Origin of the sequence: Micromonospora maris AB-18-032 (assembly GCF_000204155.1) — a bacterium.
Lineage (GTDB): Bacteria > Actinomycetota > Actinomycetes > Mycobacteriales > Micromonosporaceae > Micromonospora > Micromonospora gifhornensis.
Window position 1 is genome coordinate 3489802 of sequence record NC_015434.1, and the last position, 23112, is coordinate 3512913.

The window sequence follows — 23112 nt, forward strand, 5'->3', positions numbered from 1 at the left end:
ATGAGAAGCTACGACGTCATCGGGATCGGCCTGGGGCCGTACAACCTGGGTCTGGCCTGCCTGACCGCGCCGATCGCCGAGATCGACGCGCTGTTCCTGGAGGCCCGCGACGACGTCTCCTGGCACCCCGGCATGCTGCTGGAGTCGTCCCGGTTGCAGACCCCGTTCCTGGCCGACCTGGTCACCCTGGCCGACCCCACCTCGCCGTTCTCCTTCCTCGCCTACCTCAAGGAGATCGGCCGCCTCTACCCCTTCTACATCCGGGAGAGCTTCTTCCCGCTGCGCGCCGAGTACGACGCGTACTGCCGGTGGGCCGCGGCGAAGCTGCCCAACCTGCGCTTCGGTCACCAGGTCAGCACCGTCGAGTACGACCCGACGAGCGAGCAGTACGTGGTGACCGCCACGGTCGGCGGCGACACCGTCACCCACCGGGCCCGGCACCTGGTGCTCGGCACCGGCACCCCGCCGTACCTGCCGGAGGCCTGCGCCGGGCTGGACTCCGACGCGGTGCACAACTCCCGCTACCTGGAACACCGTGACGCGCTGCGCGCCAAACGCAGCATCACCATCGTCGGCAGCGGGCAGAGCGCCGCCGAGATCTACCACGACCTGCTCTCCGACATCGGCACGTACGGCTACCAGCTGAACTGGGTGACCCGCTCACCCCGGTTCTTCCCGCTGGAATACACCAAGCTGACCCTGGAGATGACCTCACCGGACTACGTGGACTACTTCCACGCCCTGCCCGAGCAGACCCGCTACGACCTGGAGGCCGAGCAGAAGGGGCTGTTCAAGGGCATCTCCGCCGACCTGGTCAACGACATCTTCGACCTGCTCTACGCCACGAGCGTGCCCGGCCCGGTGAACACCCGACTGCTGACCAACACCGAGTTGACCGGGGTCGACCACGACCGGTCCACCGGCCGGCACACCCTGCGGCTGCGCCACGTCGAGCAGGGACGTGAGCACACCCTGGACACCGAGGGGCTGGTGTTGGCCACCGGCTACCGCTACCAGGTGCCCGCCTTCTGCGACCCGATCCGCGACCGGCTGCGCTTCGACGCCCACGGCCGCCTCGACGTGGCCCGCAACTACAGCGTCGACCACACCGGGCGGGGGATCTTCCTCCAGAACGGCGGCACCCACACGCACAGCATCACCTCACCGGATCTCGGCATGGGTCCGTACCGCAACTCGTGGATCATCCGGGAGCTGGTCGGCCGGGAGGTGTACCCGATCGAGAAGTCGATCACCTTCCAGGAGTTCGGGGTGCCCGCATGAGCGCCACCGTGCACATCCGGACCGATCCGGTGCTGGGGGAGTTCGCCCTGCGTACGCTCGACGTGGCCGCCGACGCGCCGCTGCTGCACGGCTGGGTGACCCACCCCAAGGCGGCGTTCTGGCTGATGCAGGACGCCGACCTGGCCGCAGTGGTGCAGGAATACCAGCGCATCGCCGCGCATCCGCACCACGACGCCTTCCTCGGGCTGTGGCGCGGCGAGCCGGCCTTCCTCGCCGAACGGTACGACCCGGCCCAGGTCGAGTTGGTCGGGCTCTACGACGCCCAGCCCGGTGACGTGGGCATGCACTTCCTCTGCGCGCCCGCCGAGACCCCGGTGCACGGCTTCACCCGCGCCGTGATCACCACCGTGATGTCGTGGCTGTTCGCCGACCCCGACACCGTCCGGGTGGTGGTCGAGCCGGACGTCCGCAACACCGCCGTGCACGCCCTGAACGCGGCAGTCGGTTTCGAGGTGATCGGCCCGATCACCAAGCCGGAGAAGCAGGCCCTGCTGAGCATCTGCACCCGCGAGCGGTTCCTCGCCGCGACCCGTGACCAAGGAGCAACGCTGTGACCACCACCGACCCGGTCGCCCACCTGCGCCCGCAGACCTGGGAGCGGGCCAACCGGCTGCTGGTGCGCAAGGCGCTGGCCGAGTTCGCCCACGAGCGGCTGATCACCCCCGAGCCGGACGGCCTCGCCGCCGGAGGCCGCCGCTGGTACACGGTGACAAGCGACTGCGGCACCGTCCGCTACCGGTTCACCGCCCGGCTGCGCACCCTGGAGCACTGGGACATCGACCCGGAGAGCATCACCCGGCAGCGCGACGGCCAGCCGCAGCCCCTCGACGCCGTCGACCTCTGCCTGGATCTGCGCACCTCGCTCGGCCTCACCGACCGGATCCTGCCGGTCTACCTGGAGGAGATCAGCTCCACCCTGGCCGGCAGCGCCTACAAGCTGGACCGGGCCCTGCCCTCGGCGGCGAAACTGATCGAGGCCGACTTCCAGACCATCGAGACGTCGATGACCGAGGGACATCCCTGCTTCGTGGCCAACAACGGCCGCCTCGGCTTCGGCGTCGACGAATACCACAGCTACGCCCCCGAGGCCGCCCGGCCCGTACGCCTGATCTGGCTGGCCGCCCACCGCGACCACGCCACGTTCACCAGCGCCGCCGACCTCGACTACGACACCCTGCTCCGCACCGAACTGGGCGAGGCGACGCTGGCCCGGTTCGCCGAGACCATGGCCGCCCTCGACCTGGACCTGGCCGACTACCTGCTCATCCCGGTGCACCCCTGGCAGTGGTGGAACAAGCTGTCGGTGACCTTCGCCGGTGAGGTGGCCCGCCGCCGCCTGGTGCACCTCGGCGAGAGCGACGACGACTACCTCGCCCAGCAGTCCATCCGCACCTTCTTCAACGTCAGCGCGCCGCACCGGCACTACGTCAAGACGTCGCTGTCGGTGCTGAACATGGGCTTCATGCGAGGGTTGTCGGCGGCGTACATGGAAGCCACCCCGGCCATCAACGACTGGCTGGCCGATCTGATCACCGCCGACGAGGTGTTCCAGGCCACCGGCCTGACGATCATCCGGGAGCGGGCCGCCGTCGGCTACCGCAACCGGCAGTACGAAGCCGCCACCGACCGCTACTCGCCGTACCGCAAGATGCTTGCCGCGCTGTGGCGGGAGAGCCCGGTGCCCACCCTGGCCCCCGGCGAACGGCTGGCCACCATGGCCTCGCTGCTGCACGTCGACGCCGACGGCCGGTCCTTCGCCGCCGAACTGATCACCGCCTCCGGGCTGGCACCGGCGCAATGGCTACGCCGCTACCTGCACGCCTACCTCACCCCGCTGCTGCACGCCTTCTACGCCTACGACCTGGCGTTCATGCCGCACGGCGAGAACGTCATCCTGGTGCTGCGCGACCACGCCGTACAACGGGTGATCTTCAAGGACATCGCCGAGGAGATCGTGGTGATGAACACCGAGGCGGCCCTGCCCCCGGCGGTCGAACGGATCCGCGCCGAGGTGCCGGAGGAGATGAAACTGCTGTCCATCTTCACCGACGTCTTCGACTGCTTCTTCCGCTTCCTCGGCGCCACCCTCGCCGACCAGGGCATCGCCGACGAGGAGACCTTCTGGCGTACGGTCGCCGACTGCGCCACCGACTACGCCGCCCGGGTACCACACCTGGCCGACCGGCTGGCCCGCTACGACCTGTTCGCCCCCGAGTTCGCCCTGTCCTGCCTCAACCGGCTGCAACTGCGCGACAACCAGCAGATGGTCGACCTGGCCGACCCGTCGGCCGCCCTGCAGCTCGTCGGCGCCCTCACCAACCCCCTGGCCCGGCACGCACCCTCCTGACCCGCCACCGACGCTCACCTGTCCGTGCCCGCCGATGAAACATGTCCGCGGATGGACCATGTCCGCCGATGGAACATATCCGCCGATGGAACATGTCGGCAGACATGGAACTCGTCGGCGGCCACGGACAGGTACAGGTGTGACAGCACAGTTGCGGCGTCGGATCCGAGCCGGCGACACCGACGCCTTTGGTGAACTCTTCGACGAGCATGCCGACGCGGTCCACCGCCATGCGGTGTGGAGCGAGGGCGACCCGGTGCTCGCCGAGGACGTGGTGTCGCTGACCTTCCTCGAGGCGTGGCGGATCCGGGAGTCGCTTCGACCGGACGGGGAGAGCCTGCGGCCCTGGCTGCTCGGCATCGCCACAAACGTGCTGCGTAACCGGCGGCGGGCGGCGCGCCGGCACCGGGCGGCGCTACGGCGGCTGCCGGTACGCGACACGGTGCCGGACTTCGCCGACGACGTGGTCGGCCGGATGCACGACGCCGACCAGCTCGCCGCCGCCGTGGCGGCCCTGCGGGCCCTGCGTCGGGCGGACCGGGAGGTGTTCCTGCTGTGCGTCTGGTCGCAGCTGGACTACGCGGCAGCAGCCGAAGCCCTGGGGGTTCCCGTCGGGACCGTGCGTTCGCGGCTGTCCCGGGCCCGAACCCGGCTGCGGGCGCTGGCCCAGCAGGAACTGGACCGTCCGCGAGGCACCCCCGTCGAGCAGGGAGAGTACCGATGAGCGAGCCGACTGTTCCGCACGTGCCGGCGATGGCCACCGCGCACCGGCAGGCCCTGCGCCGGCACCTGATGAACGAGATCACCCGGCCGGCCCGGCGGCCGAAGCGGACGCCGGTGCTCGCGGGCGCGGTGGGCGTACTGGCCGCGGTGATCGCGGCCGGGACGATCGCGCTGCCCGGGGTGCCGCAGAGCGCGCCGCTTGTCGTAACTGTGCAACAGGCGGAACCGGCGGCCGCGACGACATTGCTGAACGCGATGGCCGCTGCCGTCGTCGAGAAGCCGGAACCGGGCGACGGGAGGTACGTCTACATCAGGAGCCTGGGCGCCTACGCCGAACTGGGTGGCGGTCCGGCCCGGCTGCGACCGGTACGCGAGCGGGAGATCTGGATCCCCCGGTACGAGCCGGGCGATGGTCTGCTCCGACAGCCGTTCTTCGAACTGCCGGTCATCGGCGTGATCCCCGAGCGGGTGACGCTGACGGACATGACGCCGAACGCGGCGGTCGTCGATCTGCCCGACGACCCGGATGAACTGCTGGCCAAGCTCTACCGGGAACGTGCCGAGCGGGGCCACGGCAGCAGCCGCGACGGCGCGGCGTTCACCGCGATCGGCGACATCCTGCGGGAATCGCTGGTGCCGCCACAGACAAGCGCCGCTCTATACCGGGCCGCAGCCCGGATTCCCGGAGTCGAGGTGATCCGTCAGGTGACCGACGCGGCGGGCCGGCGGGGGACCGCCGTCGCGTACACCGAACGGGACCGCCGCGACGAGTGGATCTTCGATGAGCGGACCTTCGAGTACCTCGGCTCGCGTAGCTACCTCGTGGCGGACACTGCCGATGGACCGGCCGGCACCGTGCTGGCCACCACTGCCGTGCTGCAACGTGCCGTGGTGCCGAAGCTCGGGCAGCGTCCGTGATCACGCGCCGCGCACAGCGGCCGGGCACTCGGCGGCCGGTTACTCGGCGCTCAGGTCCGCTAGGTCGCGGTCGAGTAGCTCGGCGAGCAGGGTGTGTCGGCCGGGGTCGTTGTCGACGGTGATGCCCCGGCTGGGCATCTCCACGGTCATCAGCAGGTGCAGGTGCATCCGGTACAACGCCAACCGGCGGCGTACCCGGTCGTCGAAGACCAGCGGCGTGCCGACGGCGTCGGCGTAGCCGTGCAGGAACGGATGCTCCGGCTCGTCCTCGGCGCGCCGGAACAGCAGGGGCGAGACCAGGTCCAGCATCGGGTCGCCGTAGAGGAACCGTTCGCCGTCGACAAGCCCGCACATCCGGTACGCCCCGTGCGCGTCGGGCGCGGCCAGCACGTTGCCGTCCCAGCCGTCGAAGTGCAGCAGGGCGGGTCGGCGCACCTGGTCGAGCAGGCCGGCGTGCCGGGCCACCACCTCCCGGAACCGCTGCGGCGGCGCGGGAAGTGTGACGTTCCAGTCGACCGCGTCGGCGAGCAGATCGTCGACGATCGCCGCGAACGCCACCGACCAGGTAATGCCGCCGGCACGGCCGGCGTCGTAGCCGAACCGGTCACCGGTGATCCGGTGCAGGGTGGCCACCGTCGCCCCGAAGTCGTAGCGTGCGCCCGCGTCGGCACCGTCCAGGTCGGGCAGCGCCCGGCCGGGCAGCCGACCAGTGACCAGCCACTCGCCGAGACGGGCGTCGCGACCGTGGTGCAGCACCGGCGGCACCGGCACCTGCGGGGCCCGGGCGGCGACCAGCCGGAAGTAACGGGCCTCGGCGGCGAGCATCCCGGTCTCGTAGCGCAGCAGCGGCACGTGCGACGGTGGCCCGACCTTGAGGACGACGTCTGCGCCGTCGTCGAGGCGCACCCACCAGACGGTGGCGAACCCGCCGCCGGTCAGCGGCCCGCAGTCGGCGACCTGCCGGTCCGCGCCGAACGAGGCGGCGATGTAGTCGGCCACGTCGTCGGGGGAGAGGACCTGCTGGGTGGGGCTCAGCGGTGGCACCGGCACAGGGTATCCGTACCGGTGCCACCGCGGCGTCCCCGCTCAGCCGTCGGTCACCACACCGGTCAGCACCGGCGGCAGCTGCGGCCCGTCCGGCTCCTGGTCGAAGCGCAGCTCGATCCACTCGTCCGGCTCGACCACCGAGTCGGTGATCGTCGGGACGGTGATCTCAGCGACGACCGCGTCCGGGGCCAGGTCCAGGTACGGCACCAGCCAGGTCTGGGACAGCGGCCGTTCGGGCTCCACCGGCGAGTACGCGTGCTCGGTGAACCAGTCCGGATCGACGTCCATGGTGGACAGCTCGGGACCGTCGGTCGGCGGCTGCGGCCAGGCGATGGCGAAGATGCCCTGTTCCGTCGGCGCGGACGAGGTGAAACGCCAGGTCAACGTCTCGCCTTCGGTGACGCGCTGGACGGGTTCGACAGTGATGGTCGGCGCCGGATCGTCGTTGAGCACGTCGAGACCGCCGAGGTAGCTGCCGACCACCATGCCCTGCTGCGCCTTGGCGGTCAGCAGGTACCGCTCGGTGTAGTTCCACAGCGTGTCACCGACCACCTCGGCCGGCACCCGGATGCTGCGCTGACCGGGCCGGACGGTGGCCAGCCAGGAGCGGCTGACGAACATGTCATCGGTCAGGTTCAGCTGTACTGTCGCGCTGCCGCGTCCCGTGATGGTCGCCGGGATCTCGTACGTCTTCGTGCCGGAGTCACCCTCGGCCACCTCCAAGGTGCCGATGTCGAGCCGCAGCAGGCGGGGGGCACGCGGGTCGGGGGTGCCCGGCTTCCAGCCCCACGCGTCGAGCAGCCATGCCTGCCCGAACGCGGTGCGTGGCGTGACCTCGATGGCGGCCAGTCGAGCGGGTGCCCCCTTCAACGGCACCCGCACCTCCTGCGCCCAGTGCGAGGTCGTGTTGCCGGTGCCGGGCAGACCGTCGATGCGTACCTCGCCCAGCCGGCTGCGCCGCCCGTCGGTGCCGACGACTGTCACGTCGAACCGGGTGTCGGTCGTGTTCGGCGCGACGATGATCCGCAGCGCCAGGTCACGGGCGCCGGCGACGGAAACCGGCCGGGCCGGAGCCAGCCGGATCGGTGTGCCGGCACGGGACCAGGCCAGCTCGGCCGCGTACCGGTTGGGCTCGGGGATGGTCCAGAGGAAGGGCGTGAAGTGTGCGAGGAAAGCGTTGCGATCCATCGGGTCGAGGCAGGACCGCTCGGCGTCGTCGGTGACCTGGTCGCAGATCCGGGCACCACCCGACAGCTGTGTCGACGCGTCCGGGGTGAGCACCGGCGTGCGGTTGCCGCCGAGGGCGTGGGCGAGCACCCGCGCCGGGTCGGCCGAGGGTGCCCGTCGGCCGGTGCCGTCGAGCAGCGGCCGGATCCGGTCGTCACCTTCGACGAAGAGCCGCGCGGCGGCGGCGATGTAGGTGGCGCCGACGGTCTGCTGCTGGTTGGCGGTGAGCCGGCTCGGCATGCCCGGTGAACAGACCAGGTCCGGCTCGTCGTCTCTGGTGTAGAAGTCGTCCTGGGACGGTGCCACCGACTGTCCGGGCGTCCATTCGGTGTTGAAGTAGTTGTGGTTGGCCCCGATCACGTACAGCGCGCTGCGCAGTGCGCGACTCGGGCTGAGTCCGCGCGTGGCGTCGACGAACATCTGGCCCTGCAGGTCGAAGACGTCACCGTCGCAGCCGGGCAGGATGGTCACCGACGGGACGTCCGGCACCGGGTTGTGCCCGAAGAGCGTGGGACCGATCAGCAGCATGCCGCGTACGGTCCAGCGAACTGTGCCGGGGTAGCCGTCCTGGGCCCTCGGCGGTGGGGTGAGTGAGTCCATCGCCGCCCGGCTGACCCCCTCGCCACCACGGGAGTGACCCATCAGGAACACCTGGGACAGGTCGGCCCGGGGCGCGGCCCGCACGATGCTCGGCGCTGCGGCACGACCCGTGCGGGCCCAGTCGGCCCACTTCGCCAGGTGCAGCCGTACGAGCGAGGAGCGGGCCTGGGCACCGCCGTCGGCGGCGGCCCAGTCCTGACCGTTGATGCCGTTGGCCGAGATGGACACGGTCACGTAGCCCTGCGAGGCGAGCAGCCGCTGCGCCTGCAGGTAGCCACGGTGGCTCGGGATCGGATCGGTGCCGGCCGGGCACGGCCACTGCTGGGGCACCTGCTCGTCGCCCCGGTAGCAGACGGCGTGGCGACCGTGCAGGAACAGCGCCAGTGGCCGGGCGCCGGTGGTGCCCTGCGGCGCGACCACCACCGCCCGCATCTCGACCTTCTCCGGGAACTCCGGCAGGGTGACCCCGGGAAGGTCGTACTCCCCGGTGATCTGCCGGTACGGTCCGGGCCTGCCGGGGTCGACGGGGCCGGCGGGCTGCGGGGCCGCCGCGGCGGCGACCGGTTCCGACCGGCGGGCGCTCTCGCGCGGGGCGTCCGCGTCGATGCGCCTGCCGCCGACCCGCACCGCGAGTTCGTCGGGTTCGACCGGCGCGGTCAGCGGAAGGCTGAAGGTCCGACCGTCCGGGTGCGGACGAGCCGCGCCGAGCCGCCGCTGGCCCGACCAGAATTCGACGGCGGCGTCGCCCATCGGCACCGGTGTGTCGGAACGCCAGGTCAGCTCGCCGTCGGCCACCGACCAGCCTTCGACGGCGGATCGGGGAGCGGGGTTGTGGGGTGGCTCGGCCGCCGCCGGCCCGGTGGCCCCGGTCACCAGCGCCACCACGAGAGCGGCTGAGATCAGGAGTTTACGCATGTGACTATATCTATCCCATTCGCGCAAATCTCCCGTGATGCGCCTCAGTGCGGCGGTGGTCCGGAACTGTCGCGGCGGACCAGTTCGGCGGCGAGCGACTCGACCCGGGGCCCGGCGGAACCACCGTCCAGGGCCAGCGCCATCGCCCGGGCACCCATCTCGACGAGCGGCAACCGGATCGTGGTCAGCGCCGGGGTGACGTCGCGGGCCATCGGCATGTCGTCGAAGCCGAAGACGCTCACCTGATCGGGCACCGCCACCGCGCGGGAGCGCAGCAACGACAACGCGCCGATGGCCATCGAGTCGTTGAGCGCCGCGATCGCGGTCAGCCCGGGCTCGGCGTCCAACAGGGCGGCGGTCGCCTCGGCGCCGCTGTCCCGGTCGAAATCGGCGTACCGGACGAGCTGATCCGGTAGCTGCCGACCGTGTTCGGCGAGCGCCTCGCGCAGCCCGGTCAGCCGATCGGTGGTGGTGGTCAGCACCCGGGGCCCGGCCACCACCCCGATGCGTCGGTGGCCGAGCCGGCAGATCTCCTGCCCGAGCAGCCGCGCGCCGTCGCGGTTGTCCGGCATCACCGCGTCACCGGAGTGCTCGTGGCGGCCGATCACCGCGACCCGCCCGCCGGTGGCCTCGTACGCGGCCAGCTTGCCGTTGAGCAGCGTGGTGAAGTCGGCATCGTGGTAGCCGGAGCCGGCCAGGATGATCGCGGCCACCTGCTGCCCGCGCAGCAGTTCGACGTACTCCAGCTCCCGGTCCGGGTCCCGGTAGCTGTTGCAGATCATCAGCAGCCGCCCCTGGTCGGTGGCGACCCGTTGCAGCCCCCGGGTGATCTCGGAGAAGTACGGGTCGGAGACGTCGTGCACGATCACGCCGACCGCGCCTCGATGGGAACGGGCCAGCAGTTGGGCGTGGGCGTTGGGCACGTACTGCAACTCGGCGACGGCTTGCAGGACCCGTTCCCGCAACTCGTCGGTGACCGGCTTGCTGCTGCCGTTGATCACTCGAGAAGCCGTGGCGGGGGAGACGCCCGCCCGCCGCGCCACATCGGACAGCGTCGCCACCCGCGTCCCCTCCCGTGTCGCGTCGGCCGCGTCGTTGACGGCCAGCGCCACCGTACCGCAGTGCGGGACTTTTGCCGCCGCATGGTTCGTGCAGGTCACACCGGTAGGTCCGGCTGGTTCGGACGGGTTCGTGACGGGTCGCCGGGCACCGTCGCCCGGGCGAGCAGATGGGCGCTGGTCGCGACAAGTGCCGGTTCGTCGTGGTACGTCCTGGCCAGCGCCAGCGCGGCGGTGAACAGTTGCTCCGCCGTCGGTCCGTGCGCCCCCGCTTCGGCGGCGAGCCACGCCGGCCCTTCGACACCCTCGACAGTGACGTTTACCAGGCCCGCCGTGAGGCATTCGTCGACCAGTTCCTCGAGACGATGGAAGTAGGCGTGGGTGAAGCCGAGAACCGGGTCGTTGCGACCATCGGTGAGCAGCGTCCGGGCCCGTTCGATCGTCCGATCGTCGAGCCGTCCGGTGGCCGCGAAGTCGAGCGGCAGGGCGAACCGGGAGATCGCGGCGGCGAAGACCGTGCCGCCGGGACGGGTGACGCGGACCGCCTCGGCCAGGGCGGTGCACCGGTCCGCGTGCTCCGGCAGGTGGTAGAGCGGACCGAGCAGCAGCGTCGCGTCGTAGCTGTCGTCGTCCTCGGGCAGCGCGCGGGCGTCGGCGACCTCCGCGTCGAGGCCGGGGTGCCCCGCGCGGGCCTGCGCGACGTGGGCGGGCACCAGGTCGAGCAGCCGGACCCGGTGGCCCAGGGCGACGAGGGCCCGGGCGTACTCGCCCGTTGCACCACCCACGTCCAGGATCCGAGCCGGTGCCGGGGGCAGCGACTCCCGCAGGATCTCCAGGGTCCGCTGTCGTTCCAGCCGAGCCTGTGGCCGCCCTGCACTGAGCCGCAGATCCTCGCGGTACCGGAGGGTGTAGTAGTCGACGATCTCGCGGGCCTGTGGGTCCATGTGGCCCATGGTCTGCGCCACGGCGGCGTAGCGCGACAGCATTTCGCCGGCCGGATCGTTGCCGGCGGGAAAGCCCTTGCCCCGGCGTTCCTGCGCGCTCTAGGCTGCGCAGGAAAGCGCTTACCTGGCCTCGTTGCGGAAGGATCCCTCAATGACCCGCAGGTCGATCGGCATCATCGTCAACGGCGTCACCGGCCGGATGGGCTACCGCCAGCATCTGGTGCGTTCCCTGCTGGCCATCCGGGACGCCGGTGGCCTGCCACTGGCCGACGGCACCACCGTCTGGCCGCACCTGGTCCTGGTCGGACGCAGCGAGACCAAGCTGCGCGAGATCGCGCAACGGCACGGCCTGGACGACTGGACGACCGACCTGGCGGCGGCGCTGGCCCGCGACGACGTCGAGATCTACTTCGACGCCCAGGTCACCCAGCAGCGGGAGAAGGCCATCCGGGCGGCGATCGAGGCCGGCAAGCACATCTACACCGAGAAGCCCCTCGCCGAGGACACTGCCGCGGCCCTCGACCTGGCCCGCGCGGCCCGCGCCGCCGGCGTACGCACCGGTGTGGTGCAGGACAAGCTGTTCCTGCCCGGCCTACGCAAACTCAAGCGCCTGCTCGACGGCGGCTTCTTCGGTCAGGTGCTGTCGGTGCGCGGCGAGTTCGGCTACTGGGTCTTCGAGGGTGACTGGCAGCCCGCCCAGCGTCCCTCCTGGAACTATCGGGCCGAGGACGGCGGCGGCATCGTGGTGGACATGTTCCCGCACTGGCACTACGTGCTGGCGGAGCTGTTCGGCGAGGTGCGTGCGGTCTCCGCCACCATCGCCACCCACGTTCCGCGCCGGGTCGACGAGGCGGGCCGGCCCTACCAGGCCACCGCCGACGACGCCGCGTACGCCGTCTTCGAGCTCGACGGCGGGGTGATCGCCCAGCTCAACTCGTCCTGGGCGGTGCGGGTGTTCCGCGACGAACTCGTCGAGTTCCAGGTCGACGGCACCGAGGGCAGCGCGGTGGCGGGACTGCGGCGGTGTCGGGTGCAGCACCGGGCCCTCACCCCGAAACCGGTGTGGAATCCCGACCTGCCGGCCACCGAGGACTTCCGGTCACAGTGGTCCGAGGTGCCGGACAACGAGGACTTCGACAACGGCTTCAAGGTGCAGTGGGAGGCGTTCCTGCGGCACGTGGTGGCCGGTGAGCCGTTCCGGTGGGACTTCCTGGCCGGGGCGCGCGGCGTGCAGCTGGCCGAGTCGGGTCTGCTGTCGGCCCGCGAGGGTCGTCGCGTCGAGGTGCCGGAGCTGTCGCTGTGAGCGGCACGACCGTCACCCTGCCCGGCGGGCGGCGACTGCGGCTGGCCGGCGGCACCGGGCATCCGCGCCCCGACGGCCCGCCGCGCAGCCGCATCGCGTACGCCGCCGCGCACGTGGTGGCCGATCCGGGCGCCGACAACACCCCGGGCACCTCGGCCGTGCTCGACTGGGACCGCACCCTCGCCTTCCGCGAGCACCTCTGGTCGTACGGCCTCGGGGTGGCCGAGGCGATGGACACCGCGCAGCGCGGCATGGGCCTGGACTATCCGAGCACCCGGGAGCTGATCCGGCGCAGCGCGGCGCAGGCCCGCGCGGTCGGCGGCCGGATCGTCGCCGGGGTCGCCACCGACCAGCTTCCGCCCGGCCCGGCCACCCTGGCCGAGGTCACCGCCGCCTACCGCGAGCAACTCGCCGACGTGCAGGCCGCCGGCGCGGTGCCGGTGCTGATGTGCAGCCGCCACCTGGCCGCCGTCGCCCGCCACGCCGAGGACTACCTGCGGGTGTACGACGACCTGCTGACCGCTGCCGACGGCCCGGTGCTGCTGCACTGGCTCGGCCCGATGTTCGACCCGGCGCTGACCGGCTACTGGGGCTCGACCGACCTGGACCTGGCCGCCGACACCGTCGTCGAGCTGATCAAGGCCCATGTGTCGCGGGTGGACGGCATCAAGATGTCGCTGCTCGACGCCGGCCGCGAGGTGGCGTTGCGGCGGCGGCTGCCGGCCGGGGTACGCCTCTACACCGGCGACGACTTCAACTATCCGGAGCTGATCCGGGGCGACGACAGCGGTCACTCCGACGCGCTGCTGGGCGTCTTCGCCGCCATCGCCCCGGCCGCCGCCGCCGCGCTTGCCGCTCTCGACCGCGGCGACCTGACCGGGTACGACGAGATCTTCGCCCCGACCGTGCCGCTGGCCCGGCACCTGTTCGCCGCACCCACCTGGTACTACAAGACCGGCATCGTCTTCCTCGCCTGGCTGGCCGGCCACCAGGACCACTTCACCATGGTCGGCGGCCTGCAGTCCGGCCGGTCCCCGGCACACCTGGCCACCCTGCTCACCCTCGCCGAGGACGCCGGGCTGCTGCCCGACGCCGACCTGGCCGCCGCCCGCGCCCGGGCGTACTTCACGGTCGCGGGGGTGGCCCAGTGACCTCCGACCGGGCGGCGCTGCGCCGCTTCTCGCTCAACCAGGCCACCACGAAACACTGGCCGCTGCCCGACGTGGTGGCCGGCTGCGTGGCCGCCGGCGTGCCGGGCATCGGCCTGTGGCGGGAACCGGTCGCCGAGTACGGCCTGGCCCGCACCGCCACGCTGGTCCGCGACGCCGGGCTGGCGGTGACCACCCTGTGCCGGGGCGGCTTCTTCACCGCCGACGACTGGCGCGAGGAGAACCTGCGCGCCATCGAGGAGGCCGCCACGCTCGGCGCACCCGTGCTGGTGCTGGTCTGCGGCGGGCTACCGGAGGGCAGCAGGGACATCGACGGGGCCCGGGCCCGGGTGGCCGACGCGATCGCCGACCTCGCCCCGCACGCCGAGGCCGCCGGGGTGCGGCTCGCGATCGAGCCGCTGCACCCGATGTTCACCGCCGACCGGTGTGTCATCGCCACCCTCGGCCAGGCCCTCGACATCGCGGAACGGTTCGACCCCGACGTGGTCGGCGTGGTGGTGGACGCCTACCACGTCTGGTGGGACGACACCGTGTACGCGCAGATCGTCCGGGCGGGGGAGCGGATCGCCTCGTTCCAGGTCTGCGACTGGATCACCCCGCTGCCCGAGGGGGTGCTGCTCGGCCGGGCGCTGCCCGGCGACGGCTGCATCGAACTGCGCCGGCTGCGCGAGGCGGTCGATCGGGCCGGCTACACCGGCCCGATCGAGGTGGAAGTCTTCCACGCCGACGTCTGGGCCCGCCCCGGCGAGCAGGTGCTCGCCGCCTCGATCGACGGCTACCTGCGCGAGGTCGTCTAGGAGTCGGCGCCTGTGGCGAGGGCGTCGACCAGGCGGCGGGTGGAGCCGGCCAGGTTCCACCGCTGGGCCAGGTCGAGCAGCCGATCCGGGTCGGCGGGCGCGGTCGGCAACTCGGTGGGCAGCGGCGGCAGCGGCACGTCCAGGGCGACCCGGACCACCTTCGGCGCCACCGCGAGGTAGTCCCGTGCGGCGGCGAGCTTGGCGCGCAGGCCGGGCGCGAATCCGGAGGCCGGGTCGTCCAGGGCGGCGAGGATGCCGGCGATGTCGCCGTACCTGTCGATCAGCCGGGCGGCGGTCTTCTCGCCGACACCTGCCACTCCGGGCAGCCCGTCGCTGGGGTCGCCGCGCAGCGCGGCGAACTCGGCGTACCGGTCGGCCGGCACACCGTAGCGGGCGCGCACCGCGGCGTCGTCGCAGTCGTCCAGTTTGGCCACGCCCCGGCCGATGTAGAGCAGCCGCACCGCGCGGGCGTCGTCGATCAACTGGAACAGGTCGCGGTCGCCGGAGACCACCTCCACCGGGCCGGGCTGGGTGACCGAGAGGGTGCCGAGCACGTCGTCGGCCTCGTAGCCGGCCGCGCCGACCACGGTGATGCCCAGCGCCTCCAGCACGTCGAGGAGCATCGGCACCTGCGGGGAGAGGGTGTCCGGCACGATCTCGCCGCCCTCCGGCGCCACCCGGTGCGCCTTGTACGACGGCAGCAGCGCCACTCGCCAGTCCGGTCGCCAGTCGTGGTCCATCGCGCACACCATCCGGCCCGGGCGGCGGGTGCGCACCAGTTGGGCGAGCATGTCGAGGAAGCCGCGTACGGCGTTGACCGGCTGGCCGTCGGCGGTCTTCGCGGCGGACTCGGGGATGCCGAAGTAGGCGCGGAAGTAGAGACTGGGCGCGTCGACGAGCATGATCGGGGTCTGCTGTGCCACGTCCGACAGCCTGGCACACCCCACCGACGTTCGGGGTGCCCGGCACGACCAGGAGGACAACAGATGTCCGTACCCACCCGGCTGAGGTTGACCACGGTCAACCTGGACACGCCCGACCCGGCCGCGCTGGCCCGCTTCTACGTGCGGCTGCTCGGCTGGGAGATCAAGGTCGAGGAGGCCGACGACGTCATCCTGCACAACGTCGACGGTGGTGTCGGACTGTCGTTCCAGCGGGAACGGGCGTACGTCCGCCCGACCTGGCCGGCGCAGCCGGGACGGCAGCAGATGTCGATGCACCTGGAGATCGGCGTCGAGGATCTGGACGCGGCCCTGGCGCATGCGTTGGCCTGCGGCGCGACCCTGGCCGAGTTCCAGCCGCAGGATGACGTCCGGGTCTGCCTGGACCCGGACGGCCACCCGTTCTGCCTCTGGCTGATGCACTGAGCCGTGCCGAGGCGGCTCGCGGTGCGGCGCCGCCGCACTCAGCTCGCGGTGCGTCGCCGCCGGACGGCGTACGGCAGCACGAACAGGTACAACCCGGTGAACAGGAGCAGGGCCAGCGGGGGCAGCGGCAGGTAGAAGAGCCATTCGGCGGGTTCCGCCTGGGCGGCGGCGACGAAGGCGACGATGACCGTCACCACGAAGATGATCGAGGTCCATCGGTGGGTCTGTCGGACGGTATTGTTCCAGCGCACGGCGACCTCCAGCAGAGATGAGCTGCCCGGCCCGACGGGACGTGTCGGGCGGGATGTCCTGAAGGTCAGCTTGCTGTGCTGCGCCGCGGAGTGCTTCTCGATTCCTGACCGGTCGGCGGGCTACGCTCGGCCGCGACCGTCCACAACCCGCCCCCAAACGACCGTTAAGCTGTGCGGGTGGGAATCGACGAACTCTACCCGCCGCAGCGACTGGTGGCCGCGCAACGCGCCATCGCCGCCGCCGGCCTGGACGCCCTGCTGCTCAGCCCCGGCTCCGACCTGCGCTACCTCACCGGCTACGACGCGCACGCCGGTGAGCGGCTGACCCTGCTGGTGCTGCCCGCCGAGGGTGAGCCGACCCTGATCGTGCCGACCCTGGAACGGCCTGCGGCCGAGGCGTCCCCGGCGCCGGCCACCGGCGTGCGCATCGTCGACCACACCGACGGCAGCGACCCGTACCCGCTGGTGACCGCGGCCCTCGACGGGGCTCTCGACGCGGTGGGACTGGCCGACCGGATGTGGGCCGAGCAGGTCCTCGCGCTGCGTGCGGTGTTGCCCGGCGCCCGGCAGCGGCTGGCCTCCGAGGTGCTGCGGGAGCTGCGGATCGTCAAGTCGCCCGCCGAGATCGCGGCGCTCGCCGAGGCAGGTGCGGCGATCGACGCGGTGCACGAGCGGATGGGCGAGTGGCTGCGGCCGGGGCGTACCGAGGTGGAGGTGGCCGCCGACATCGCCGCGGCGATCCGCGCCGCCGGGCACGTCACCATCGACTTCGTGATAGTCGCCGCCGGCCCGAACGGGGCCAGCCCGCACCACGGCACCTCCGACCGGCCGATCGGGGTGGGTGAGCCGGTGGTGGTGGACATCGGCGGCACCATGCCCTCGGGCTACCGCTCCGACTGCACCCGCACCTATGTGGCCGGTGGCCCGGCGCCGGCCGAGTTCGTCGACTACTACGCGGTGCTGCGCGACGCGCAACACGCCGCCGTGGCCGCGGTCCGTCCGGGGGTGACCGCCGAGGCGGTCGACGCCGCGGCCCGCGAGCCGATCGCCGCCGCCGGATACGGCGCGGCCTTCCTGCACCGTACCGGGCACGGCATCGGTCTGGACGGCCACGAGGAGCCGTACGTGGTGGCCGGCAACGACCGCCCGCTGGTCGCCGGGATGGCCTTCTCCGTGGAACCGGGCATCTACCTCGCCGGGCGGCACGGCGCCCGCATCGAGGACATCGTCGTCTGCACGACCGACGGCGTACGTCGGCTCAACACCACCACCACGGAGCTGATCGAGCTATGACCGTCGAGCGGATCCTGCCCACCGACGAGGCCCACGACCTGCTGGAGCTGACCACCGAACTCGCCGACCGGGAGCTCGCACCCAGGGTCGTCGAGCACGAGCAGCGTGGGGAGTTCCCCCGGGAGGTGCTGCGCACCCTGGGCCGCGCCGGGCTGCTGGGGCTGCCGTACCCCGAGGAGTACGGCGGCGCGGCCCAGCCCTACGAGGTCTACCTGCAGGTGCTGGAGATCCTGGCCGGGCGCTGGCTCACCGTCGCCGAGGCGGTGAGCGTGCACACCCTGTCCTGCTACCCGGTGGCCGCGTTCGGCACCGACGAGCAGCGCAGCCTGCTGCCGGACATGATCGGTGGCGAGTTGCTGGGCGCGTACTGCCTCTCCGAGCCCCAGGGTGGCTCGGACGCCGCGGCGCTGACCACGAAGGCGGCCCGCGACGGCGACGAGTACGTCGTCACCGGCACCAAGGCCTGGATCACCCACGCCCACACGGCCGACTTCTACAACATCTTCTGCCGCACCGGCGGGCCCGGCCCGAAGGGCATCTCCTGCCTGCTCGCCGACCGGGCGACGCCGGGGATCGCGCCGCAGACCGCCGAGCGCACCATGGGGCTGCGTTCCTCACCGGTGGCGCAGCTGGTCTTCGACGACGCCCGGGTGCCCGCCGACCGGCTGATCGGCGGGGAGGGCAAGGGCTTCACCATCGCCATGGCCGCGCTGGACTCCGGCCGACTCGGCATCGCCGCCTGCGCGGTGGGGCTGGCCCAGGCGGCGTTGGACTACGCGGTGACCTACGCCCGCGAGCGTCAGCAGTTCGGCCGCGCCATCATCGAGTTCCAGGGGCTCGGGTTCACCCTGGCCGACATGGCCACCCAGATCTCCGCCGCCCGGGCGTTGACGTTGGCCGCGGCGCGGCTGCGCGACGCCGGCCGGCCGTACTCGATCGAGGCAGCCAAGGCGAAGCTGTTCGCCACCGACGTGGCGATGCGGGTGACCACCGACGCGGTGCAGGTGCTCGGCGGCGCCGGCTACGTGGCCGATCATCCGGTGGAGCGTTACTTCCGGGAGGCGAAGGTGTTGCAGATCGTCGAGGGCACCAACCAGATCCAGCGGATGGTGATTTCCCGGGCGTTGGCGAAGGGCTGAACGTCGCACATCGGGCGCTCAGCGGGTAGGTTGCACGCCGTGGAGGAGATCGATCGGGCCATCGTCGCGGCACTGACCGTCGACGGTCGGCTGTCGTACACGGACCTCGCCGAGCGGGTCGGCCTGTCGGTCTCCGCGGTGCACCAGCGGGTACGTCGGCTGGAGCAGCGCGGTGTCATCAAGGGCTACGGCGCGAAGGTCTCCTTCGAGGCGCTCGACCTGCCACTTACCGCGTTCGTGGCGATCCGGCCCTTCGACCCTTCGCAGCCCGACGACGCGCCGGAACGCCTGGCTCATCTGCCGGAGATCGACTCGTGCTACTCGGTCGCGGGTGAGGACTTCTACCTGCTGCTGGTGCGGGTGGCCGGGCCGGCGGACCTGGAGCGGGTGCTCCAGGAGATCCGGACCTCGGCGAACGTCACCACCCGCACGACAGTGGTGCTCTCCACCCCGTACGAGCACCGTCCGCCGAAGCTCGCGCTGCCGGCGGAGCAGCCTCGGCCGCGTGGTGTCGCCGCCGAGCCGTCCGGCGGTTAGCCGAGCGGCCCGCCCTGACCAGGCGTTTCGGGATGGCGTCTGGTGAGGGCTGAGGGGAATGCGTGGAATGCGACGAGATGATCAAGAACATCCGACCCCGGTGCGGTGAACTTCCGGGATACGGAGCTAGGATCCATCCCTGATTCTGCGGAAGTGAGACCCGATCGTGAGCGGCGCGAGCCAGTACGCGCGCTGTTCCCTGGTGGTGCCGCGGCACCGGGTCGCTCGGGGTGTCGTCAAGGGGAGGATGAGATGTTCCGACCGGCACGGTCGCGGTTCAGCCACACAGGGTCCGGTGCCCGCTCATGACACGCATCCTCGTACGTGCCGGCAAACATCCGGCGACAGTGCTGTCCCACGAGCAGAGTCTGGCCACCTCCCGACTCGGGGTGTTCGGGTCGAACTCCGGCAACATGCTCTTCTACAGCGCGGTCTTCCGGGCGCTGAGCGTGCCCGACGCCGAGCTGGTCGCCAACTCGTACGTGCACGAACGTCCGGTTCACCTGGGCCGGTACATCGCGCGGACGAACGAGGAGTTCGACCGGTTCGTGCTGCCGATGGCCAATTCGTACCGGGACACCTTCCTGCCGCACCTGGAACGACTCGCGAAGGTCATCGAGAAGCTGACCATCCCCGTCACCGTGGTCGGCATCGGCGCCCAGCTGCCGTACGGCACCGAGTTCGACTCGCTGCCCGACGAGTACAAGCGGATCGTCACCCGGTTCACCCGGGCCGTACTGGACCGCTCCGCCTCCATCGGCGTACGCGGTGAGTACACCGCGCGGATGCTGAAGTACCTCGGCTTCGGCGACGAGCACGTGCGGGTCATCGGCTGCCCGTCGATGTTCGGCAACGGGCCGCTCGGCCCGCTGGTGCGCAAGGTCGGGCACCTGCGCTACGACAGCCCGCTGGCCATCTCGTACACCCCGAAGGTCAAGGGGGTGGACCGGCTGGTCGAGGCGAACACCGACCGCTACCCGAACAGCGTCATCGTGCCGCAGCAGCACCACCGCCTCGCCCTGATGCTCTGGGGTGAGAACCCGGCCAAGGTCGGCAACAAGCGGATGCCGATCCACACCGAGCATCCGCTGTACGAGAACGACCGGATGCGCTTCTTCGTGGACGCCTCGACCTGGGTCGAGTTCATGGCCGAGCAGCACTTCGCCTTCGGCACCCGCATCCACGGCAACGTCGCGGCGGTGCTGGCCGGTACGCCGGCGGTGGTGCTGGCCCACGACTCGCGCACCGTCGAGCTGGCCGAGTACCACGGCATCCCGTACCGCCTCTACGCCGACCTGCCGCCGGACGTCGACGCGCAGCGGCTCTACGAGGAGGCCGACTTCGACGCCTTCCTGCCGCGCCAGGTGCCGACCTTCGAGACCTACCTGCGCTTCCTGGAGCACAACGACCTCGAGCACGTGTTCCAGCCCGGCAAGGAGAACCCCGCCTACGACAAGGCGATCGCCTCCGCCAACTTCCCCGGGCCGGTGCACACGCTGATGGCCTCGGACGCCGTCGGGCGTCGCCAGGTCATGTCGCGGCTGCGCTGGCTGCGGCAGGGCCACGACGGTGACCTGGCCCGACCTGCCTACGACTTCGAACCCCCATTCCGCGAGCCCCGCGGATCCAAGTCACTCGAGGAGCGGGTAACCCAGTTGGAGAAGGAACTGAAGGTCCAGCAGACCTTCCTGGCGAGCTGGCGCGGCCGGGTCAGCCGGGTGCTGCGGATGAACGGCACGTCGACGGGCGCCCGCCGGTGAACGCCAAGTCCGGGTTGCGGGGGTGGCTGGCGGGCCGAATGCCCGCCCTGGCCGCCGAGGTGGCGGCGCTGGCCGCGCTGCTGCTGGCGGCGGTGGCGGACTCGCCGTGGTGGGCGCTGCCCCCGGCCCTGGTCGCGCTCGGCCTGCTCGGTTACCTGTGGCGCAACGCGCTGAGCGGCGGCCCGACCCCCTCCGGTTCGACACTCGTGATCCGCCTGCTCCTGCTGGCCTGCGCCTACCTGCTCGGCGTGGTGCACTCCGGCGCGGATCTGGTGCTGGCCCTGGGGGTCGGCGTGGCGGCGTTGGCGATTCTCGCCGAGCCGGCGGTGACGGCCACCTCCCGCTCGGTCTATCCGGTGTCGGCCAATCTGCGCGGCAGCGGTCTGCGGCCCAACCTGCGGCCCAACACCAGTCGGGCGGTGCTTGTCAACGGCGCTGCCGTGGTGGTGGCGCTGGTCTGCGCGTTCGCCGGCACCCTCGAGGTGATCTCGCTGGTGGTGTCGGTCGCCGCGCTCGCCCTGATCGCGTTCACCGGCTGGCAGGCGGTGACCCGGGTACGGGCCCGGCACGCCAGCGAGACGCGGTTGAACGCGGCGCTGGCCGCGTACGAGCCGGTCTTCCTGCTGCACTGGGAGGCGCCGGCCGGCACCGCCTACCAGGTCGGGATGTGGCTGCCCTACCTGGAGCGGCTGGGCAAGAAGTTCTTCGTGCTGGTGCGCTCCGAGGCCAACTTCAACGAGGTGCTGCGGATGACCACGGCGCCGGTGGTGCTGCGCTCGGGGTTGACCCAGATCGACGACGTGATCGTCCCGTCGCTGCGGGCGGCGTTCTACGTCAACACGGCGACGAAGAACAACCACCTCGTGCGGTACACGAACCTGACGCACATCCAGCTCAACCACGGTGACAGCGACAAGGTGCCGAGCCACAACCCGGTCTTCCGGATGTACGACAAGAACTTCGTCGCCGGTCAGGCCGCAGTGGACCGGTTCGCGGCCAACGGTGTGAGCATGCCGGCGGAGATGTTCAGCATCGTCGGGCGTCCGCAGGTGGAGAACGTCGCGATCGCCGCCGCGCCGATCGCCTCGTTGACCGCGCCGCGGGTGCTGTACGCCCCGACCTGGGCCGGCTTCTACGCCGACTCGAACTACTCGTCGCTGCTGGTGGGCTACGACATCGTCAAGGCGTTGGTGTCGCGGGGTTGCAGCATCGTGTTCCGGCCGCACCCGTACACGATGCGCTCGGCGGCGTTGACGCAGGAGTCGGAGCGGATCAAGGCGCTGCTCGCCGAGGACCGTCGCACGAGCGGCCGCAAGCACGTGTTCGGTGCCGAGGCCGAGACGAAGATGTCGGTGGTGGACTGTTTCAACGCCTCGGACGCGATGGTGTCGGACGTGTCCAGTGTGGTCGCCGACTACCTGTACTCGGAGAAGCCGTTCGCGATGGTCGCGGTCTCCACGCCGGCCGAGCGGTTCACCGACGCCTTCCCGCTGGCCCGGGCGGCGTACGTGATCGACGCGCACAGCGGCCGGGTGACAAACCTGGACCCGGTGCTGGACGATCTGCTCGGCAGTGACCCGCTGGCGGCCACCCGGCACGACCTGAAGAAGTACTACCTCGGGGACATTCCGTCGGAGGGGTACGCGCAGCACTTCATCGACGAGGCGAATCGTTACCTCTGACCTGTCGCGGCGACTGGCTCCGCCTTCCGGCACCCGCCGGGGCGGAGCCAGTCGCCGTTTCGTGGGTCAGTGTCGGGCCGTCGTGGCGTCCACCGCGTCGACAGGCGGTGCGGGCGGGTGGTTCCAGCGCAGGATGACCCGGCGTCCGTGTTCGGTGCCGAGCAGGCTGAGGGTGGCGGTGTCCAGTCGCAGCAGTCCACCGGCCGACGGTGGCAGGCCGACCCACCGGGCACCCAGCACGCGCAGCGAGTGGGCGTGCCCGACGAGAGCGACGTGACCCTTGTCGAGCAGGGGATGGAGCCTGCTGAGCAGCCGGTCGACGCGTTCGCCGACCTCGCTGGGGGATTCCCCGCCCGGGCACCCGTCGGTCCAGACGCTCCAACCCGGCTGGTCTTCGTGGATCTCGGCGGTGGTCTGTCCCTCGTACTCGCCGTAGTTCCACTCCGCCAGGTCCTCGTCGGTGTCGGTGATGGTCAGGCCGGCCAGGTCGGCGGTGCGTACCGCCCGCAGTCGGGGACTGCTGAGCACCGCGACGAACCGTTCGGCGGCGAGGGCGGGACGCAGCGATCGGGCCTGCCGCTCGCCGTCGGGCGTCAGCCCCAGGTCGGTGTACGAGGTGTGCCGTCGTGCGGTGCTCCAGGTGGTGGCGCCGTGTCGGATGAGCGTGATCTGTCCCATTGGCCCAGTCAACCAGTCCCCGTCTCCCGCCGACCACCTAGCATCCTAGGACGCC

Annotated in this window: 21 protein-coding genes; 14 read left to right on the forward strand and 7 right to left on the reverse strand. The window is 71.5% G+C overall.

Features of this window, described 5'->3' with window-relative positions:
- The 5 genes from VAB18032_RS15485 (at position 1) to VAB18032_RS15505 (ending at position 5290) form a co-directional block, all read left to right on the forward strand.
- A complete protein-coding gene (locus tag VAB18032_RS15485; protein WP_013733806.1) occupies positions 1-1281 on the forward strand; it encodes a lysine N(6)-hydroxylase/L-ornithine N(5)-oxygenase family protein in 1281 nt (426 codons plus the stop codon).
- Positions 1278-1856 carry a GNAT family N-acetyltransferase gene (locus tag VAB18032_RS15490; protein WP_013733807.1) on the forward strand — a complete coding sequence of 193 codons (579 nt, stop codon included), beginning with the start codon at positions 1278-1280 and terminating at the stop codon, positions 1854-1856. Before VAB18032_RS15485 ends, VAB18032_RS15490 begins: the two co-directional genes overlap by 4 nt.
- Positions 1853-3649, forward strand: coding sequence for an IucA/IucC family protein (locus VAB18032_RS15495; RefSeq protein ID WP_013733808.1), 1797 nt, complete (start codon positions 1853-1855; stop codon positions 3647-3649). Before VAB18032_RS15490 ends, VAB18032_RS15495 begins: the two co-directional genes overlap by 4 nt.
- A 139-nt stretch (positions 3650-3788) precedes the next feature.
- The gene (locus VAB18032_RS15500) at positions 3789-4373 is read left to right on the forward strand and encodes an RNA polymerase sigma factor (RefSeq protein ID WP_013733809.1); all 585 of its coding nucleotides are present in this window, start codon (positions 3789-3791) and stop codon (positions 4371-4373) included.
- Positions 4370-5290, forward strand: coding sequence for a CU044_5270 family protein (locus VAB18032_RS15505; RefSeq protein ID WP_043720824.1), 921 nt, complete (start codon positions 4370-4372; stop codon positions 5288-5290). The genes VAB18032_RS15500 and VAB18032_RS15505 overlap by 4 nt, the downstream gene beginning before the upstream one ends.
- Before the next feature lie 39 nt (positions 5291-5329).
- Here the strand turns inward: VAB18032_RS15505 and VAB18032_RS15510 are convergent, their stop codons facing one another.
- The 4 genes from VAB18032_RS15510 to VAB18032_RS15525 form a co-directional block, all read right to left on the reverse strand.
- Positions 5330-6334, reverse strand: coding sequence for a phosphotransferase family protein (locus VAB18032_RS15510; RefSeq protein WP_148272283.1), 1005 nt, complete (start codon positions 6332-6334; stop codon positions 5330-5332).
- Between the two features lie 42 nt (positions 6335-6376).
- A complete protein-coding gene (locus VAB18032_RS15515) occupies positions 6377-9079 on the reverse strand; it encodes an alpha/beta hydrolase (protein WP_013733812.1) in 2703 nt (900 codons plus the stop codon).
- A gap of 44 nt (positions 9080-9123) precedes the next feature.
- Positions 9124-10140, reverse strand: a complete 1017-nt coding sequence (locus tag VAB18032_RS15520; protein ID WP_043724413.1) for a LacI family DNA-binding transcriptional regulator — start codon at positions 10138-10140, stop codon at positions 9124-9126.
- A gap of 95 nt (positions 10141-10235) precedes the next feature.
- A complete protein-coding gene (locus VAB18032_RS15525) occupies positions 10236-11081 on the reverse strand; it encodes a class I SAM-dependent methyltransferase (protein ID WP_102656161.1) in 846 nt (281 codons plus the stop codon).
- Between the two features lie 151 nt (positions 11082-11232).
- Here VAB18032_RS15525 and VAB18032_RS15530 point away from each other — a divergent pair, with 151 nt between their 5' ends.
- The 3 genes from VAB18032_RS15530 to VAB18032_RS15540 are packed head-to-tail and all read left to right on the forward strand — an operon-like array spanning position 11233 to position 14350.
- Positions 11233-12384 carry a Gfo/Idh/MocA family protein gene (locus VAB18032_RS15530; protein WP_013733815.1) on the forward strand — a complete coding sequence of 384 codons (1152 nt, stop codon included), beginning with the start codon at positions 11233-11235 and terminating at the stop codon, positions 12382-12384.
- Positions 12381-13535, forward strand: a complete 1155-nt coding sequence (locus tag VAB18032_RS15535) for a dihydrodipicolinate synthase family protein (protein WP_013733816.1) — start codon at positions 12381-12383, stop codon at positions 13533-13535. Before VAB18032_RS15530 ends, VAB18032_RS15535 begins: the two co-directional genes overlap by 4 nt.
- Positions 13532-14350 carry a sugar phosphate isomerase/epimerase family protein gene (locus VAB18032_RS15540; RefSeq protein WP_013733817.1) on the forward strand — a complete coding sequence of 273 codons (819 nt, stop codon included), beginning with the start codon at positions 13532-13534 and terminating at the stop codon, positions 14348-14350. Before VAB18032_RS15535 ends, VAB18032_RS15540 begins: the two co-directional genes overlap by 4 nt.
- Here VAB18032_RS15540 and VAB18032_RS15545 read toward each other — a convergent pair.
- A complete protein-coding gene (locus VAB18032_RS15545; protein WP_081476277.1) occupies positions 14347-15252 on the reverse strand; it encodes a 5'-3' exonuclease in 906 nt (301 codons plus the stop codon). The genes VAB18032_RS15540 and VAB18032_RS15545 overlap by 4 nt on opposite strands.
- Before the next feature lie 84 nt (positions 15253-15336).
- Here VAB18032_RS15545 and VAB18032_RS15550 point away from each other — a divergent pair, with 84 nt between their 5' ends.
- Entirely contained in the window at positions 15337-15717 is a 381-nt protein-coding gene (locus VAB18032_RS15550; protein WP_013733819.1) for a VOC family protein, read from the forward strand.
- Between the two features lie 38 nt (positions 15718-15755).
- Here the strand turns inward: VAB18032_RS15550 and VAB18032_RS15555 are convergent, their stop codons facing one another.
- Complete coding sequence (locus tag VAB18032_RS15555) at positions 15756-15968, reverse strand: hypothetical protein (RefSeq protein ID WP_013733820.1); 213 nt, start codon at positions 15966-15968, stop codon at positions 15756-15758.
- Between the two features lie 171 nt (positions 15969-16139).
- On the opposite strand from VAB18032_RS15555, the gene VAB18032_RS15560 reads away from it, so the two are divergent.
- The 5 genes from VAB18032_RS15560 (at position 16140) to VAB18032_RS15580 (ending at position 22379) form a co-directional block, all read left to right on the forward strand.
- Complete coding sequence (locus VAB18032_RS15560; protein WP_013733821.1) at positions 16140-17261, forward strand: M24 family metallopeptidase; 1122 nt, start codon at positions 16140-16142, stop codon at positions 17259-17261.
- Positions 17258-18400 carry an acyl-CoA dehydrogenase family protein gene (locus VAB18032_RS15565; protein ID WP_013733822.1) on the forward strand — a complete coding sequence of 381 codons (1143 nt, stop codon included), beginning with the start codon at positions 17258-17260 and terminating at the stop codon, positions 18398-18400. The genes VAB18032_RS15560 and VAB18032_RS15565 overlap by 4 nt, the downstream gene beginning before the upstream one ends.
- Positions 18401-18439: 39 nt before the next feature.
- Positions 18440-18937, forward strand: coding sequence for an Lrp/AsnC family transcriptional regulator (locus VAB18032_RS15570; RefSeq protein WP_013733823.1), 498 nt, complete (start codon positions 18440-18442; stop codon positions 18935-18937).
- 305 nt (positions 18938-19242) lie between these two features.
- Complete coding sequence (locus VAB18032_RS15575) at positions 19243-20697, forward strand: polysaccharide pyruvyl transferase family protein (protein ID WP_013733824.1); 1455 nt, start codon at positions 19243-19245, stop codon at positions 20695-20697.
- Positions 20694-22379, forward strand: a complete 1686-nt coding sequence (locus VAB18032_RS15580; protein WP_013733825.1) for a CDP-glycerol glycerophosphotransferase family protein — start codon at positions 20694-20696, stop codon at positions 22377-22379. Before VAB18032_RS15575 ends, VAB18032_RS15580 begins: the two co-directional genes overlap by 4 nt.
- Before the next feature lie 66 nt (positions 22380-22445).
- On the opposite strand, the gene VAB18032_RS15585 is transcribed toward VAB18032_RS15580, so the two are convergent.
- Positions 22446-23057, reverse strand: coding sequence for a histidine phosphatase family protein (locus VAB18032_RS15585; protein ID WP_013733826.1), 612 nt, complete (start codon positions 23055-23057; stop codon positions 22446-22448).
- Positions 23058-23112 lie beyond the last annotated feature (55 nt).